The 13,397-nt window shown below is 71.2% G+C and carries 11 protein-coding genes; 5 read left to right on the top strand and 6 right to left on the bottom strand.

Translation table 11 applies throughout. The features are described from left to right. Positions 1-83 precede the first annotated feature (83 nt). Entirely contained in the window at positions 84-737 is a 654-nt protein-coding gene (locus tag ACIBF5_RS12425) for a GPP34 family phosphoprotein (RefSeq protein ID WP_396810900.1), read from the bottom strand. 238 nt (positions 738-975) lie between these two features. Between ACIBF5_RS12425 and ACIBF5_RS12420 the strand changes: the two genes are divergently transcribed. Together ACIBF5_RS12420 and ACIBF5_RS12415 are read left to right on the top strand one after the other, a co-directional pair. Beyond that, positions 976-2,475 carry an APC family permease gene (locus ACIBF5_RS12420; RefSeq protein WP_396810898.1) on the top strand — a complete coding sequence of 500 codons (1,500 nt, stop codon included), beginning with the start codon at positions 976-978 and terminating at the stop codon, positions 2,473-2,475. Between the two features lie 59 nt (positions 2,476-2,534). Then, positions 2,535-4,046 (top strand): deoxyguanosinetriphosphate triphosphohydrolase family protein, encoded by a 1,512-nt coding sequence (locus ACIBF5_RS12415; RefSeq protein ID WP_396810897.1) that lies wholly within the window; start codon positions 2,535-2,537, stop codon positions 4,044-4,046. Between the two features lie 34 nt (positions 4,047-4,080). On the opposite strand, the gene ACIBF5_RS12410 is transcribed toward ACIBF5_RS12415, so the two are convergent. Together ACIBF5_RS12410 and ACIBF5_RS12405 are read right to left on the bottom strand one after the other, a co-directional pair. Then, entirely contained in the window at positions 4,081-5,160 is a 1,080-nt protein-coding gene (locus ACIBF5_RS12410; protein WP_396811287.1) for an MBL fold metallo-hydrolase, read from the bottom strand. Positions 5,161-5,330: 170 nt separating this feature from the next. Continuing rightward, complete coding sequence (locus ACIBF5_RS12405) at positions 5,331-5,939, bottom strand: TetR/AcrR family transcriptional regulator (protein WP_396810895.1); 609 nt, start codon at positions 5,937-5,939, stop codon at positions 5,331-5,333. A gap of 37 nt (positions 5,940-5,976) precedes the next feature. Here ACIBF5_RS12405 and ACIBF5_RS12400 point away from each other — a divergent pair, with 37 nt between their 5' ends. Both ACIBF5_RS12400 and ACIBF5_RS12395 read left to right on the top strand, forming a co-directional pair. Further along, positions 5,977-6,276 carry a hypothetical protein gene (locus tag ACIBF5_RS12400; RefSeq protein ID WP_396810893.1) on the top strand — a complete coding sequence of 100 codons (300 nt, stop codon included), beginning with the start codon at positions 5,977-5,979 and terminating at the stop codon, positions 6,274-6,276. Positions 6,277-6,507: 231 nt separating this feature from the next. Next, positions 6,508-8,907, top strand: coding sequence for a putative bifunctional diguanylate cyclase/phosphodiesterase (locus ACIBF5_RS12395; RefSeq protein ID WP_396810887.1), 2,400 nt, complete (start codon positions 6,508-6,510; stop codon positions 8,905-8,907). 91 nt (positions 8,908-8,998) lie between these two features. Here ACIBF5_RS12395 and ACIBF5_RS12390 read toward each other — a convergent pair whose 3' ends face one another. From ACIBF5_RS12390 to ACIBF5_RS12380, 3 genes are read right to left on the bottom strand one after another with little or no spacing between them, the layout of a single operon-like run. Next, positions 8,999-9,763, bottom strand: a complete 765-nt coding sequence (locus tag ACIBF5_RS12390; protein ID WP_396810885.1) for a succinate dehydrogenase/fumarate reductase iron-sulfur subunit — start codon at positions 9,761-9,763, stop codon at positions 8,999-9,001. After that, positions 9,760-11,697: a fumarate reductase/succinate dehydrogenase flavoprotein subunit gene (locus ACIBF5_RS12385; RefSeq protein WP_396811285.1), complete on the bottom strand. Its 1,938-nt coding sequence runs from the start codon at positions 11,695-11,697 to the stop codon at positions 9,760-9,762. Before ACIBF5_RS12385 ends, ACIBF5_RS12390 begins: the two co-directional genes overlap by 4 nt. A gap of 2 nt (positions 11,698-11,699) precedes the next feature. Further along, on the bottom strand, positions 11,700-12,386 hold the full coding sequence (locus ACIBF5_RS12380; protein WP_396810883.1) for a succinate dehydrogenase cytochrome b subunit: 687 nt from the start codon (positions 12,384-12,386) through the stop codon (positions 11,700-11,702). Positions 12,387-12,458: 72 nt separating this feature from the next. Between ACIBF5_RS12380 and ACIBF5_RS12375 the strand changes: the two genes are divergently transcribed. Next, positions 12,459-13,394, top strand: a complete 936-nt coding sequence (locus ACIBF5_RS12375) for a LysR family transcriptional regulator (RefSeq protein ID WP_396810881.1) — start codon at positions 12,459-12,461, stop codon at positions 13,392-13,394. The last annotated feature ends 3 nt before the right edge of the window (positions 13,395-13,397 follow it).

The raw sequence follows: 13,397 nt of genomic DNA, 5'->3' as shown, positions 1-13,397 counted from the left end.
TCCTGGTCCGCCTTCTCCGGGTGGGTTACGTACGCATTGTGCCGCCCGGCACCGGTGTGGCGGTGGCGCGGGGGCGTGGAGATTCAGCGGCGGATGTCGAGGGTGGCGGTGGCGACCGTCGCGTCGACGGCGGCGAGCAGGTCGGCGAGAGCGGGGGGCAGGAGCCGGCGGGCGGCCGAGATCCGCTGCGCCACCGCGTGCTCGGGCAGGCCGAAGACCCGGATCAGGCCACTGGAGCGGACCAGCGCGGCGAGCGTCGCGTCGCGGATGTCGAGCGGTTGGTCGGAGCGTTCCAGCACGGCGGCGAGCCGCACCCGGGGCGCGGCGACCCGGTTCGGGTCCCGGCCGGGCCAGCGGACGGTCTTCCGCAGGGTCAGGGTGCGTCGACTGTGCCGGCGCAGCGCGCCCGCGCTGACCAGCCGCAGACCGACCTGTTCGTGCACCTGGGGGCGGATGAACTCCAGCCAGGCGCGGGCGTCGTGCCCGTCGCCCTGACGGACGATCTCACCGAGGGTCCGGTCGGCGACCGGGTCCTGCCAGGCCCGGTTGTCGGCGACGAAGACGTCGCCCCGGGTGATGGTGATCCGGCCGGCCAGGGCCAGCTCGGCGAGGATCGCGCCGGCCAGCGCCGAGTCGAGCAGGTTCGCGGCGGCCAGTGGTTTGCCGTTGTAGTCGTCGTGTCCGATGAGGAAGAGTTCATCGGCGAGTCGTTCCGTATCGCCCAGGAACTTGTTCATGGCTCGTCTCCGGCCCCGCCCGGTACCGTCGTGACGCTTCGGTAGCTCCGCGTGTTGATGCAGGACGCTACGGCAAGGAATCACCGCGCTCAACCCGTGCGTGGCAGTTGCGTCGGGCAATGGACTCCCGGAGCGGGAACTGTCGGATGAACGTACGAACTTGTCGCCCGGCGGAAACGGCCATAACCTCTCCTGATTGTCGATCGACAATGTTTTCACCGGTCAGGAGCGACCGCACATGCCAACCGAGCCGCGCATCCCCGGTCTTCCGTTGCGCCCCGGTCGACTGGGTGCCGGGCGGCTGGCGCTCTTCGCCACCGCGGCAGCCGCGCCGCTGACGGCGGTCGGTGGTGCCGTCCCGATCATGTACGCGGTCAGCGGCAACACCGGGGCCGCGTTCTGCTTCCTGGTGCTGACGATCGTGCTGGCCGTGTTCGCCGTCGGTTACACCAGCATGAGCCGGTACGTGCCGAACCCGGGTGCTTTCTCCTCGTACATCGCGAAAGGGCTCGGCCGGGCCGGGGCGGTCGCCGCCGCCTTTGTCGCGTTGCTCGCGTACAACGCGATCCAGATCGGTTTGTACGGACTGATCGGCGCGATTCTCGGCGAGTTCGTCGGCGAGGAATTCTCGTGGGAACTCGACTGGTGGATCTGGGCGCTGGTCGCCTGGGCGGTGGTCGGGGTGCTCGGCGTACTCCAGCGGGATCTTTCCGGGCGGGTGCTCGTCACATTGCTCGTCCTGGAATTGCTCGTCCTGGCGGCACTCGTGGTGCTCGCCTTCGACAATCCGGCCGGCGGCCGGGTCAGCGTGACTGGCCTCGACCCCGGCAGCCTCTCGACGGCCGGCCTCGGCGCGGTCCTGGCCCTGGGCACCGCCTCGTTCGTCGGCGTCGAGTCCGCCCCGTCCTACCGCTCGCAGGCGCGGGACCCGCGCCACACCGTCGCCCGCGCCAGCTACCTGGCGATCGTCACCCTCGGCGCCTGCTACGCCCTCTCCGCCTGGGCGTTGACCGTCGCCACCGGGCCGGAGAACACCTCCACCGTGGCCGCTGTCGCCGGCCCGGGGCTGGTCGCCGACGTCCTCGCCCGACACGGCGGGGCGACGCTGGCGGTCGCCGCCCAGGCCCTGCTCGCCACCGCCGTGCTGGCCGCGCTGCTCGGCGGGCACAACGCGGTGACCCGCCAGCTCTACGGACTGGGCTTCGAACGGGTGCTTCCCGGTCGGCTGGGCCGGGTCGGGGTCCGCCGGGGTGCACCGGTCGCCGCCTCGCTGGTGCAGACCGGACTGGCGCTGACGGTGCTGCTCGGTTTCGCCGCCGCCGGACGGGACCCGGTCACCGAAGTGTTCACCTGGCTCACCGCCCTGGGCGCGGTCGGCGTACTCCTGTTGCTGACCCTGACCTCGGTGGCGGTGCTGAACTTCTTCAACCACCGACCGGAGGTGGTCGAGACGCGGTGGCGACGGCTGGTCGCACCGACGCTCGCCACCATGGGGTTGAGCGTCGTCCTGGTCGTCCTGCTCGCTGACTTCGGCACCCTGCTCGCCCCCGGCGCCCCCGGCTACCTGCGCGGACTCCTGCCCGGCCTGCCCGTTCTGGCCGCCGTGGCGGGCCTGCTCTGGGGAGTCGCACTCCGGTCGTCGCAGCCGGAGGTCTACGCCCGGGTCGGCGGCGGGGGCCTCGAACCGGTCCCGGCGCCACACCCCGCCGCCGTGCGGCGGGCCGGCACACCGGCCTGAGCGGGACGTCGGTCGGGCCTGCGCACACTGGCCCTGTCCGGCTGGGCTAGCGTCGGATCATGGAGTCTTCGGCGGATCCACGGGCCAGGCGGCTCTTCGGAGGGCGTGCCAGCGCCCTCGGCGACCTCGCCGACAGCCCGTTCCGGGCCGACCGCGACCGGATCGTCAGCTCGCCCTTCTTCGCCCGGCTCGGTGGCGTCACCCAGGTGATCAGTCCGGGCGGCTCCGGGCTGCTGGTGCACAACCGGTTGACGCACAGCCTCAAGGTCGCCCAGGTGGGGCGGGCGGTCGCGGAGCGGCTGGTCCGCGACGAGCGCTACCGCGACCTGCTCGACCGGCTCGGCGGGTGCGACCCGGACGTGGTCGAGGCCGCCGCGCTCGCGCACGATCTCGGCCACCCGCCCTTCGGGCACCTGGGTGAGCAGGTGCTCGACCGGATCGCCCGGCAACGGCTCGGCCTGGCCGACGGTTTCGAGGGCAACGCGCAGTCGTACCGGATCGTCACCAGCACCGAGATCCGGGGCGTGGCGACCATCGGCCTGGACCTCACCGCGGCCGTCCGGGCCGCCATCCTGAAATATCCGTGGACCCGGTCCGGCTATCCGGACCCCCACCCCCAGCAGTTCGACCCGCCGCCGCGCGGGGCCAGCGCGCCACCGGAGGACCCGACGAGCGGTTCGGCCAAGTTCGGCGCGTACAGCACCGAGGTCGAGGATCTGCGGCAGGCGCGGGCGCCGTTCGCCGGGCGGGTCGCCGACTGGCAGCAGACCGTCGAGGCGTCGATCATGGATACCGCCGACGACATCGCGTACGCGATCCACGACGTCGAGGACTTCCACCGGGTGGGGGTGCTGCGTCAGGGGGCGGTCGCCGCCGAACTGCTCGGCTGGCAGCGGGAGGCGGCCCAGTTCCGGTCGATGACCGACGCGATCCTCGCGCACGGGTTGCGTCGGCCTGGCGCGTCGATCGAGCGGCTGCGCCGGCAACTGCACCGCAAGGACGACTGGATCAGCGACGACCAGGCGTTCGGTGACGCGGTCGAGCACGTACGCCTGGAACTGGTCGACGGTCTGCTCGCCGCGCCCTTCGACGGCTCGATCGAAGCCGAGCAGGGGGTGTCCGGGTTTTCCGCCCGGTGGACCCGGCGGCTGGTGGACGCGATCACGGTGGTGGCCGATCCGCCGGTGCGTTCCGGGCATGTGGTGCTCGCCCGGGCGCAGTGGCACGAGGTGCAGGTGCTCAAGTTCGTCCATCACCAGTTCGTGCTCGCCCGGCCCGACCTGGCGCTGCACCAGCGTGGGCAGGCGCGGGCGTTGGAAACGCTGGTGGAGGCGTTGCTCGACTGGATTCTCGACCCTCGGGAGGAGGCCCGGCTGCCTCGCCGGCTGCACGACCTGATCGAACTCGCCGAGGCCGAACTGCATCCACGCGTCCCCGACCGGGTGGCCAGGGCCCGGGGGCGGGCGATCGTCGACTTCGTCGCCTCGTTGACCGACGGGCAGGCGGTGGCGTTGCTCGACGCCCTCTCCGGCCGCTCCGGTCAGCTCTGGACCGACGCGTTCGTGCTCTGAGCCCCACCCACCCGCCCGTACACCGGGCGGCAGCTCAGGCGATCTCCTGCCACCAGCCGTCGACAGGTGGCGGGAGGTCGACGACCACCCGTTCGCCGGGCCGGGGTACGGCCAGCCGGACGTCGCGGGCCTTCGCCTCCCGCCACAGCCGGTCCACCGGGTCCGTCCACGAGTGCACGGCGAGGTTGAACGTCGCCCAGTGCACCGGGATCAGCAGTTCACCACGCAGGTCCAGGTGGGCGGTGACCGCCTCCTCCGGGAACATGTGGATCTCGGGCCAGGCCGGGGCGTACGCGCCGACCTGGATGAGCGTGACGTCGAACGGGCCGTGCCGCCGGCCGATCTCGGCGTACCCGGCGAAGTAACCGGAGTCGCCGGAGTAGAAGACCCGGCGGTTCGCACCGGCGATCACCCACGAACCCCAGAGGGTGCGGTTACGGGTGAGGGCCCGCCCGGAGAAGTGCTGGGCGGCGGTCGCGGTGAAGCGCAGGCCGGCCAGGTCGACGCTCTCGGTCCAGTCCAGTTCGACGATCCGCTCCGCCGGTACGCCCCAACGGGCCAGGTGGGCGCCGACGCCGAGCGGCACCAGGAACGGCGCCGACTGGCTGCGCAGCAGCGCCCGTACGGTGCCGAGGTCCAGGTGGTCGTAGTGGTCGTGGGAGATGAGGATCGCGTCGATCGGGGGCAACTCCGCCAGCGGGACCGGTGGCGGGTGCAGCCGACGCGGCCCCACCAGCCGGGACGGGGAACACCGTTCGCTCCACATCGGGTCGATCAGCACCCGCCGTCCCTCGATCTCCACCAGCGCGGAGGCGTGGCCGTACCAGACGATGGCGAGTTCGTCGGCGGGGGCCGAGGCTGGCTCGGCCGGACCGGGGTCGACCAGCGGGACCGGTTCGGCGGGCCGGCGCCGGTGTCCGCCGAAGAGGGCCTGGAGCAGGACGTTGCGGCCGGATTCGGCCATCATGGTCCGGGTGCTCGCCTGGTTGCGGAAGCTGTCGCCCGCGAACTGTGGTGAGGCCCGGAGCCGGGCGGCGCGGTCGCCGCTGGCACGGGCACCCAACGCGACCGGGATGTCCCGGACGGCCCAGGCCGTGGCGGCCAGGGCGGCCAGGGCGAGCGCGCCGCCGGCACGCCTGCGCCAGCGGCGCCGGGACCGCCTGGTATCGATCTGGTCCGATCCTTGCCGCCCATCCGTCACTCGGACATCCTCGCTGGTCGCGTTCGTCGTCGGCGCTCGGGGGCGATCGGCGCGACCGCGATCAACGAGGAGCGGGCCGGGCCTCAGCTCCGCGCGGGGTAGGCCCGGCGGAGCCGTTCCAGCATGCGGGCGATGATCTGCTTTACGTCGCGTTCGTCGAGCGGCTCCGTCGCGTGGGCGTCGGTGAGCGCGAGGCCGTTGAGCATCGCGGTGAGCGTGGTGGTCTCCAGTCGGATGTCCTCGTCGGATGCCCCGGTGTCGGACAGGGCGGCGCGAACGAGGTCGCCGACGAGCTGTTCACCCGCGGCCTGCGTCTGGGAGATCTCGGCTCGCAGGTGCGGCAGCGTGCGGGCGCGCATGAGGTACTCCAGGTAGGCGACGTTCTCCCGGTGCGGCACCCGGCCCGGCGCCGAATGCAGCAGCATCGCACCGATCGTGTCGAGTGGGTCCGTGCTGCCGCCGCCCTCCGGGCGCTCGGATCGTTCCCGCATCCGGGACACGATCACCGAAAAGGTGAAGGTCAGCACCTCGTCGAAGTCGGTGAAGAAGTGTCGGATGCTGCCGATGGCCAGTCCGGTGCGCCGCGCGATGCGGGCAAGGGTCACGGACTGGATCCCGTTGTCGAGGATCTCGTCGAGAACCGCGTCGGCGACCAGGAGTCGACGCTGTTCGGGATCAACGTGTTTGGGCACCTCCAAGTTCTAGCACGGCCGTGCTAGCGTATCTAGCATGATGATGCTAAATCAGCCGGACGACGAGCAGATCTCGACGATCCTCAACCTCATCCTGTTGAGGTATGCGGTGATCCTCGGTGGAGTGGGCCTGCTCGGGGTGATCGCGATCGTCGTTCTGTGGGCGTGGCTCCGCCGGGGCAACCGCATCTCCGACCGGACGCGGGAACTGGTCCACGACACGATCGATCGGCGCTTGTCGAACCGGCGGGCTGTCCGCACGATCGCCCACACCACCTGGGATGCCGTGGCGCGGGACGCGCGTCCTGAGGACGGCTCGTCGCGGCCCGGAAGTTGATCGACTCCCGTCCCGGGCAGGACTCCGTCCCGGGCAAGACTCCGTCCCGGGCAAGACCCCGTCCCGGGCAAGACCCCGTCCCGAGCAAGACCCCGAGCAGGGCATGATCATCCGATCGGCCGGTCAAGTCGAGTCGATCCTCCACCGTATCTAGGATGATCCGGTTGGTAGCGTGATGCGCCTGCTTGTCGGTCAGGCGTGACGGAAGGGTCCACGCGGGGGGCGATCTCGATGCGACGCGCGATCCCGTACGCCCGCGTCGCCCGCGTACCGACGCGGGTCGTCTGGGACCCGACCCGGCTGGCCCGGGACTCGCCGGCCGGTGCGCTGGCCGTCCTCGGTGCCGGGGTCGCCGCCGCCGCGCTCTACGTCGCCGATCTCGCCGACTGGCTCGGTACGCTCCTGCTCACCCTCGTCGGGGCCGGCACCGCCGTGGTGCTGCTGGTCGGGCCGCGTTGGCACCGCGCCGCACCCCGACACCCCTGGCACCTGCTCAGCGCGGCCAGCGCCCTCTTCCTGGTCGGTATCCTGCTCCGCCCCTGGGCGTCGGGGCGGACCGGACTGTCGGTGCTGGGCGCCGACCTGTTCACCGTGCCCGCCTACCTCATCATGATCATCGCTGTCGGTGGGCTGCTCCGGGCCCGGGGCGGGCTGCAACGGCACGCCCTGATCGACGGCCTGATCGTCGGGCTCGGCGCGGCGGTCGTCGCCGTGCTGCTGCTGGCCGTACCAGCCGCCTCGGTCCAGGGTCGGCCGGCGATGGTCTCCGCGCTGGCCGGAACGTACCCGATCTTCGACGTGGTGCTGCTGCTCCTGCTGGTCAACCTCGCGTTCACCACCGCCGCCCGCCGCCCCAGCTTCTGGCTGCTGGTCGGCACGATGACGGCGCTGCTCGCCGGGGACCTGACGTACGCGATCGTCGGACTGCTCACCACCCTGCCCGGGGCGCCCCTGCTCGACCTGCCCTTCTTCCTCGCCTTCGCGATGGCCGGCGCCGCCGCCCTGCACCCGTCGGTGGTGTACCTCGGCCGGGCCATGCCGCCGCCGGTGCAGGCATGGTCCTGGCCGAGACTGCTGCTGATCTGCCCCGCCCTGGCCGCGCCGTTCGTGCTGATCGCGCTGCTGCACGAGCCGACGATGGTCGAACGGCTCGTGCCAGCGGTGGCGGGGGCGGTGATGGTGGCGTTGCTGCTGATCCGGGCGGTGTCGGCGGTGCAGGGCTACGCCACCGCCCAGCGCCGGTACGAGCACCACGCCACCCACGACCCGCTGACCGGTCTGCCCAACCGGCTCGCCCTCGCCCGGAAGGTCAGCCGGCTACTCGGCGGAACTCCGGCAGGTCGGGCCGGGATCTGGGTGTTCTTCCTCGACCTGGACGGCTTCAAGCTGGTCAACGACTCGTGGGGACACGACACCGGCGACCGGGTCATCGTCGAGGTGGGGCGGCGGCTCAGAGCGCTGGTGCCGGCGGCGGCGACCGTGGCCCGGGTCGGCGGGGACGAGTTCGTGATCGTGCTCGGTGCCGCCCGGGAGGAGGCGACGGCGCTCGCCGAACGGATCCTGGCCTCGTTCGCCGTGCCGTTGCAGGTACGCGGCGTCGACGTCGTGGTCAACACCTCCGTCGGCCTGGCCGGCTACAAGGCGGGCGCGTCGGGGGACGAGCCGAGCCGGCCGGGTGACGGGGCGAGCCCGACCGGTCTGCCCACCGCGGCCACCGCCGCCCAGCACGCGGCGGCGCCGGTGACCGCCGAGTCGTTGCTGCGGGACGCGGACGTGGCGATGTACCACGCGAAGGCCGAGGGGCCGGGCAAGTGGGCGTTGTTCGACACCTCCATGCGCGACCGCGTACGCGACCGGGTCGAAATCGAGTTCGCCCTGCGGCACGCCCTGGCCAGGGAACAGCTCCACCTGGTCTACCAGCCGATCGTCGAGTTGACCGGCGGACGGTTGGTCGGCGCGGAGGCGCTGATCCGGTGGGACCACCCGGCGCGCGGGGCGGTGTCCCCGATCGACTTCATTTCCATCGCCGAGGACACGGGGCTGATTGCCGAGATCGGCGGTTGGGTGCTCGACGAGTCGCTGCGGCAGTTCGCCGCCTGGCGGTCCGAGGGTGTGGTGGACGAGCGGTTCTGGCTCTCGGTCAACGTCTCGCCCCGGCAGTTGCGCGACGCGGCTCTGCCGGCGACGCTGGCCGAGGCGCTGCGCCGCTACGACCTGCCGGCCGGGGTGGTGGTGCTGGAGATAACCGAGTCGGTGATGGTCGACGCCTCCGTCGTGACCGAAGAGGTCCTGGGCGGTCTGCGCCGGATGGGCGTACGGGTGGTGGTCGACGATTTCGGCACCGGCTACTCCGCCCTGGGCTACCTGCGGCGCCACCCGGTCACCGGGGTCAAGGTCGACCGGGCGTTCGTCGACGGGCTCGGTGGCAACCCGGAGGACGAGGAGATCGTTCGGGCGGTGGTGGCGATGAGCAGCGCGCTGCGGTTGAGCGTGGTCGCCGAGGGGGTCGAGACGCCGACCCAGCGGCAGGTACTGGAGACGCTCGGCGTGCTCTACGGCCAGGGCCGGCTCTGGGACGGACCCGTACGTCCCGAGGTCTTCGCCGAGCGCTGGTCCGGCCTGGCCGTCTGAGCCCGAGCGCCGGTCCGGCACTCGGCGCGACCCGGGAGCGCCGGGCCGGCCCCGGTGGTCTCCCCGAGTGCCGGTCCGGCCTTCTCTCCGCTCAGTCGGTGCCGGGCTCGCCGCCTCGGCTGCTCGCCGCCCTGAGGTAGTCCCGGTTCAGCCGCCCGATCGTGCTCAGCGGAATCCCCTTCGGACAGACCGCGGTGCACTCACCCATGTTGGTGCAGCCGCCGAACCCCTCCAGGTCCTGTTGGGCGACCATGTCGAGGACCCGGCCGGAGCGTTCCGGCTGGCCCTGCGGCAGCAGGCTCAGGTGGGTCACCTTCGCCGCGGTGAAGAGCATCGAGGAGCCGTTCGGGCAGGCCGCGACGCACGCACCGCAGCCGATGCAGGCGGCCGACTCGAACGCCGCGTCCGCGTCCACCTTCGGCACCGGCTGGCTGTGCGCCTCCGGCGCGCTTCCGGTCGGCACCGAGATGTAACCACCGGCGGCGATGATCCGGTCGAATGCGCTGCGGTCGACGACCAGGTCCTTCATCACCGGGAAGGCCCGCGCCCGCCACGGCTCGATGTCGATGGTCTGGCCGTCGGAGAAGTGCCGCATGTGGAGCTGACAGATGGTGGTGGCCCGCTCCGGTCCGTGCGGTACGCCGTTGACGACCATCCCGCAGGCGCCGCAGATCCCCTCGCGGCAGTCGTGGTCGAACGCCACCGGCTCCGCGCCGTCGAGGGTCAGGCGCTCGTTGAGCACGTCGAGCATCTCCAGGAACGACATGTCCGGGGACACGTCGGAGACCTGGTAGGAGACCATCCGGCCGGGATCAGCCGGCCCGGACTGTCGCCAGATGCGCAGGGTCAGGTTCACTTGTAGCTCCGCTGGCTGGGGTGGACGTACTCGAAGTTCAGGTCTTCCTTGTGCAGCACCGGCGGCTGGTCGGCGCCGGTGAACTCCCAGGCCGCGACGTAGCTGAAGTGCTCGTCGTCGCGCTGGGCCTCGCCCTCCGGGGTCTGGCTCTCGGCCCGGAAGTGCCCGCCGCACGACTCCGTACGGTGCAGCGCGTCGACGCACATCAGCTCGGCCAGCTCGAAGAAGTCGGCGACCCGGCCGGCTTTCTCCAGCGACTGGTTGATGCCGTCCGCGTCCCCGGTCACCTTGACCCGACGCCAGTACTGCTCGCGCAGGGCACGGATCTGCTCGATCGCCTTGCGCAGTCCGGCGTCGGTCCGTTCCATGCCGCAGTGCTCCCACATGATCTGACCCAGTTCGCGGTGGAACGAGTCGACCGTACGGTCGCCGTTGACGGCGAGCAGCCGGGCCAGTCGGTCCTCGACGTCGGCGCGGGCGGCGACCACCTCGGGGTGGTTGTCGTCGATCGCCTCGAACGGGCCGGCGGAGAGGTAGTTGGCGATGGTGTTCGGCAGCACGAAATAGCCGTCGGCCAGCCCCTGCATCAGCGCCGAGGCGCCGAGCCGGTTGGCGCCGTGGTCGGAGAAGTTCGCCTCACCGATGACGAACAGGCCGGGGATGGTGGCCTGGAGGTCGTAGTCGACCCAGAGCCCGCCCATGGTGTAGTGCACGGCGGGGTAGATCCGCATCGGCACCTGGTAGGGGTCCTCGCCGGTGATCCGCTCGTACATCTCGAAGAGGTTGCCGTACCGCTCCTGCACGGTGTGCCGGCCGAGCCGGTTGATCGCGTCGGCGAAGTCGAGGTAGACCCCGAGTCCGGTCGGTCCGACGCCGTGGCCGGAGTCGCAGACGTTCTTCGCCGCCCGGGAGGCGATGTCCCGAGGGACCAGGTTGCCGAAGGCCGGGTACATCCGCTCCAGGAAGTAGTCCCGTTCGCTTTCCGGGATGTCGGCCGGGTTGCGGTCGTCACGGGCCTGCTTCGGCACCCAGACCCGGCCGTCGTTGCGCAGCGACTCGCTCATCAGGGTCAGCTTCGACTGGTGGTCGCCGGAGACCGGGATGCAGGTCGGGTGGATCTGCGTGTAGCAGGGGTTGGCGAAGTACGCGCCCTTGCGGTGCGCCCGCCAGGTGGCGGTGACGTTGCAGCCCTTGGCGTTGGTGGAGAGGTAGAAGACGTTGCCGTACCCGCCGGAGGCGAGCACGACGGCGTCGGCGTACTCGGTGGTTATCTCGCCGGTGACCATGTCCCGGACCACGATGCCGCGGGCCCGGTCGTCGACCACGATGAGTTCCAGCATCTCGTGCCGGGTGTGCATCTCGACCCGGCCGAGCGCGATCTGCCGTTCCAGCGCCTGGTACGCCCCGAGCAGGAGCTGCTGACCCGTCTGGCCCCGGGCGTAGAAGGTCCGTTGCACCTGGGCGCCGCCGAACGAGCGGGTGTCGAGCAGTCCGCCGTACTCGCGGGCGAACGGTACGCCCTGGGCCACCGCCTGATCGATGATGTTGACCGACACCTCGGCGAGGCGGTGCACGTTCGACTCGCGGGCGCGGAAGTCGCCGCCCTTGACGGTGTCGTAGAACAACCGGTGTACGGAGTCGCCGTCGTTGCGGTAGTTCTTGGCCGCGTTGATGCCGCCCTGGGCGGCGATCGAGTGGGCCCGGCGCGGGCTGTCCTGGTAGCAGTAGGACTTCACCCGGTAGCCGAGTTCGGCCAGCGTGGCGGCGGCGGAGCCACCCGCGAGCCCGGTGCCGACGACCAGCACGGTGAGCTTGCGCCGGTTCGCCGGGTTGACGAGTTTGGCCTCGAAGCGGCGTCGTTCCCAGCGGGTCTCGATCGGCCCGTCCGGTGCCTTCGTGTCGGCGACCGGCTCGCCGATGCGGAACATATCCATGGTCATGACACCCATCCGGCTAGTACGGCGAAGGGGACCAGCAGGTAGCCGCCGCAGAGCACGACGGCGAAGACGAGTGCGGTGGCGCGGGCCCGGCGTTCGCCCCTGGGAGACTGCTGGCCGAGGCTGCGGAACGCGCTGAACATGCCGTGCCGCAGGTGGAAGCCGAGCGCGACGATGGCCAGGGTGTAGACGAGGGTCACGTACCAGCGTTCGGGGGCGAAGTCGGCGACCACGTTGGCGTGCGGCCGGCGCGGGTCGCCGATCGGGTTCAGCGTTCCGGTGGTCAGGTCGAGCAGGTGGTAGACCACGAAGAGCAGGATGATCACCCCGCCCCAGCGCATGGTTCGGGCGGCGTAACTGGCCTGTACGGGTTTGCGGTGGACGTACCGGACCGGGCGCGCCTTGCGGGCTGCCACGGCGAGCGCGGTCGCCGCCCAGATGTGCAGCACCAGGGCGAGGGTCAGGGCGCCACGCTGGAGCCAGAGGTACCAGACCTCGGGCAGCAGCGGTGTACCGATGGTTCGCAGCCAGTGCGCGTAGTGGTCGAACGAGGCCGCGCCGAAGAAGATTTTGAGGTTGCCGAGCATGTGTGCGATGAGGAAGAGCACCAGGAGGATGCCCGTCACCGCCATCACTGCCTTCTTGCCGACCGTCGAGCGGACCGGCGACCGCGTCTCTACTGCCACCTGACCGACGCTAGGGAGAGCAGTGATTAGTCGTCCAATGCATCAAGGGCGCAGTCTCGATAGCTGTAGGCTATGCAAGTGCAGCTCCACCAGTTGCGGTACTTCGTAGCGGTCGCGGAAAACCGGCATTTCACCCAAGCGGCCGATATTGTCGGCATTACCCAGCCCTCGTTGAGTAAGCAAATTCACGCCCTGGAAGTTGACCTTGGAGCCCCGCTCTTCGACCGGATCCGGGGAAACATCACCCTGACCGCCGCCGGGGAGGTCCTGCTGCCCCTGGCGAAACGGATCCTGGCCGACGTCGAAACGGCCCGGGGCGAGGTGCAGGAACTGGTCGGCGTACGCCGGGGACGGGTCCGGCTCGGCGCCACCCCGAGCCTCGTCACCTCGCTCGCCCCCCAGGTGCTGCGCCGGTTCCGCGACGCCCACCCCAACGTCGACCTCCAGGTCGAGGAGGGCGGCTCCCAGGATCTGGTACGCGACCTGCTCCGGGGCGAACTCGACCTGGCGCTGATCATCCAGCCGGCACCCGGACCGGACCCCGCGCTACGGGTCGAACCGATCCTGCGGGAGAGCCTGGTCGTCGCCTCGCTCGACCCACTCTCGGCGACCACCCCGATGGGCACCCTGCGCCTGGTTGACCTCCGCGACCAGCCGCTGGTCATGTTCCGTGAGGGCTACGACCTGCGCGACGTCACCCTCCAGGCGTGCCGGGACGCCGGTTTCGAACCCACGCTCGCGGTCGACGGCGGGGAGATGGACGCCGTACTCAGCTTCGTCGAGGTCGGGCTCGGCGTGGCGCTGGTGCCCGGCATCGTGGTCGCCCGCCGGCCCCGGATCCGGGTCACCCAACTCGCCCCGCCCGGCGTACGGCGCACCATCGCGCTGGCCCGCCGCCGCGAGGCCGTACCGACGCACGCGGCGCGGGCACTGCGCGGAATCCTGCTCAACTACGTGCGTACCGCCGCCGAACAGGGCGCCCTCCCGCCCGGCGTCGAACCGCTCTGACGG

This window comes from Micromonospora sp. NPDC050417, from assembly GCF_044458865.1.
Taxonomy (GTDB): domain Bacteria; phylum Actinomycetota; class Actinomycetes; order Mycobacteriales; family Micromonosporaceae; genus Micromonospora_G.
This window is presented reverse-complemented; position numbering and strand designations above follow the sequence as displayed.

What these genes read in the sequence shown, in the direction of transcription:
- ACIBF5_RS12420 (WP_396810898.1), top strand. Translation starts at nt 976, where the DNA reads ATGCCAACCGAGCCGCGCATCCCCGGTCTTCCGTTGCGCCCCGGTCGA.
- ACIBF5_RS12385 (WP_396811285.1), bottom strand. Translation starts at nt 11,697, where the DNA reads ATGGATATGTTCCGCATCGGCGAGCCGGTCGCCGACACGAAGGCACCG.
- ACIBF5_RS12375 (WP_396810881.1), top strand. Translation starts at nt 12,459, where the DNA reads ATGCAAGTGCAGCTCCACCAGTTGCGGTACTTCGTAGCGGTCGCGGAA.
- ACIBF5_RS12415 (WP_396810897.1), top strand. Translation starts at nt 2,535, where the DNA reads ATGGAGTCTTCGGCGGATCCACGGGCCAGGCGGCTCTTCGGAGGGCGT.
- ACIBF5_RS12395 (WP_396810887.1), top strand. Translation starts at nt 6,508, where the DNA reads ATGCGACGCGCGATCCCGTACGCCCGCGTCGCCCGCGTACCGACGCGG.
- ACIBF5_RS12425 (WP_396810900.1), bottom strand. Translation starts at nt 737, where the DNA reads ATGAACAAGTTCCTGGGCGATACGGAACGACTCGCCGATGAACTCTTC.
- ACIBF5_RS12400 (WP_396810893.1), top strand. Translation starts at nt 5,977, where the DNA reads ATGATGATGCTAAATCAGCCGGACGACGAGCAGATCTCGACGATCCTC.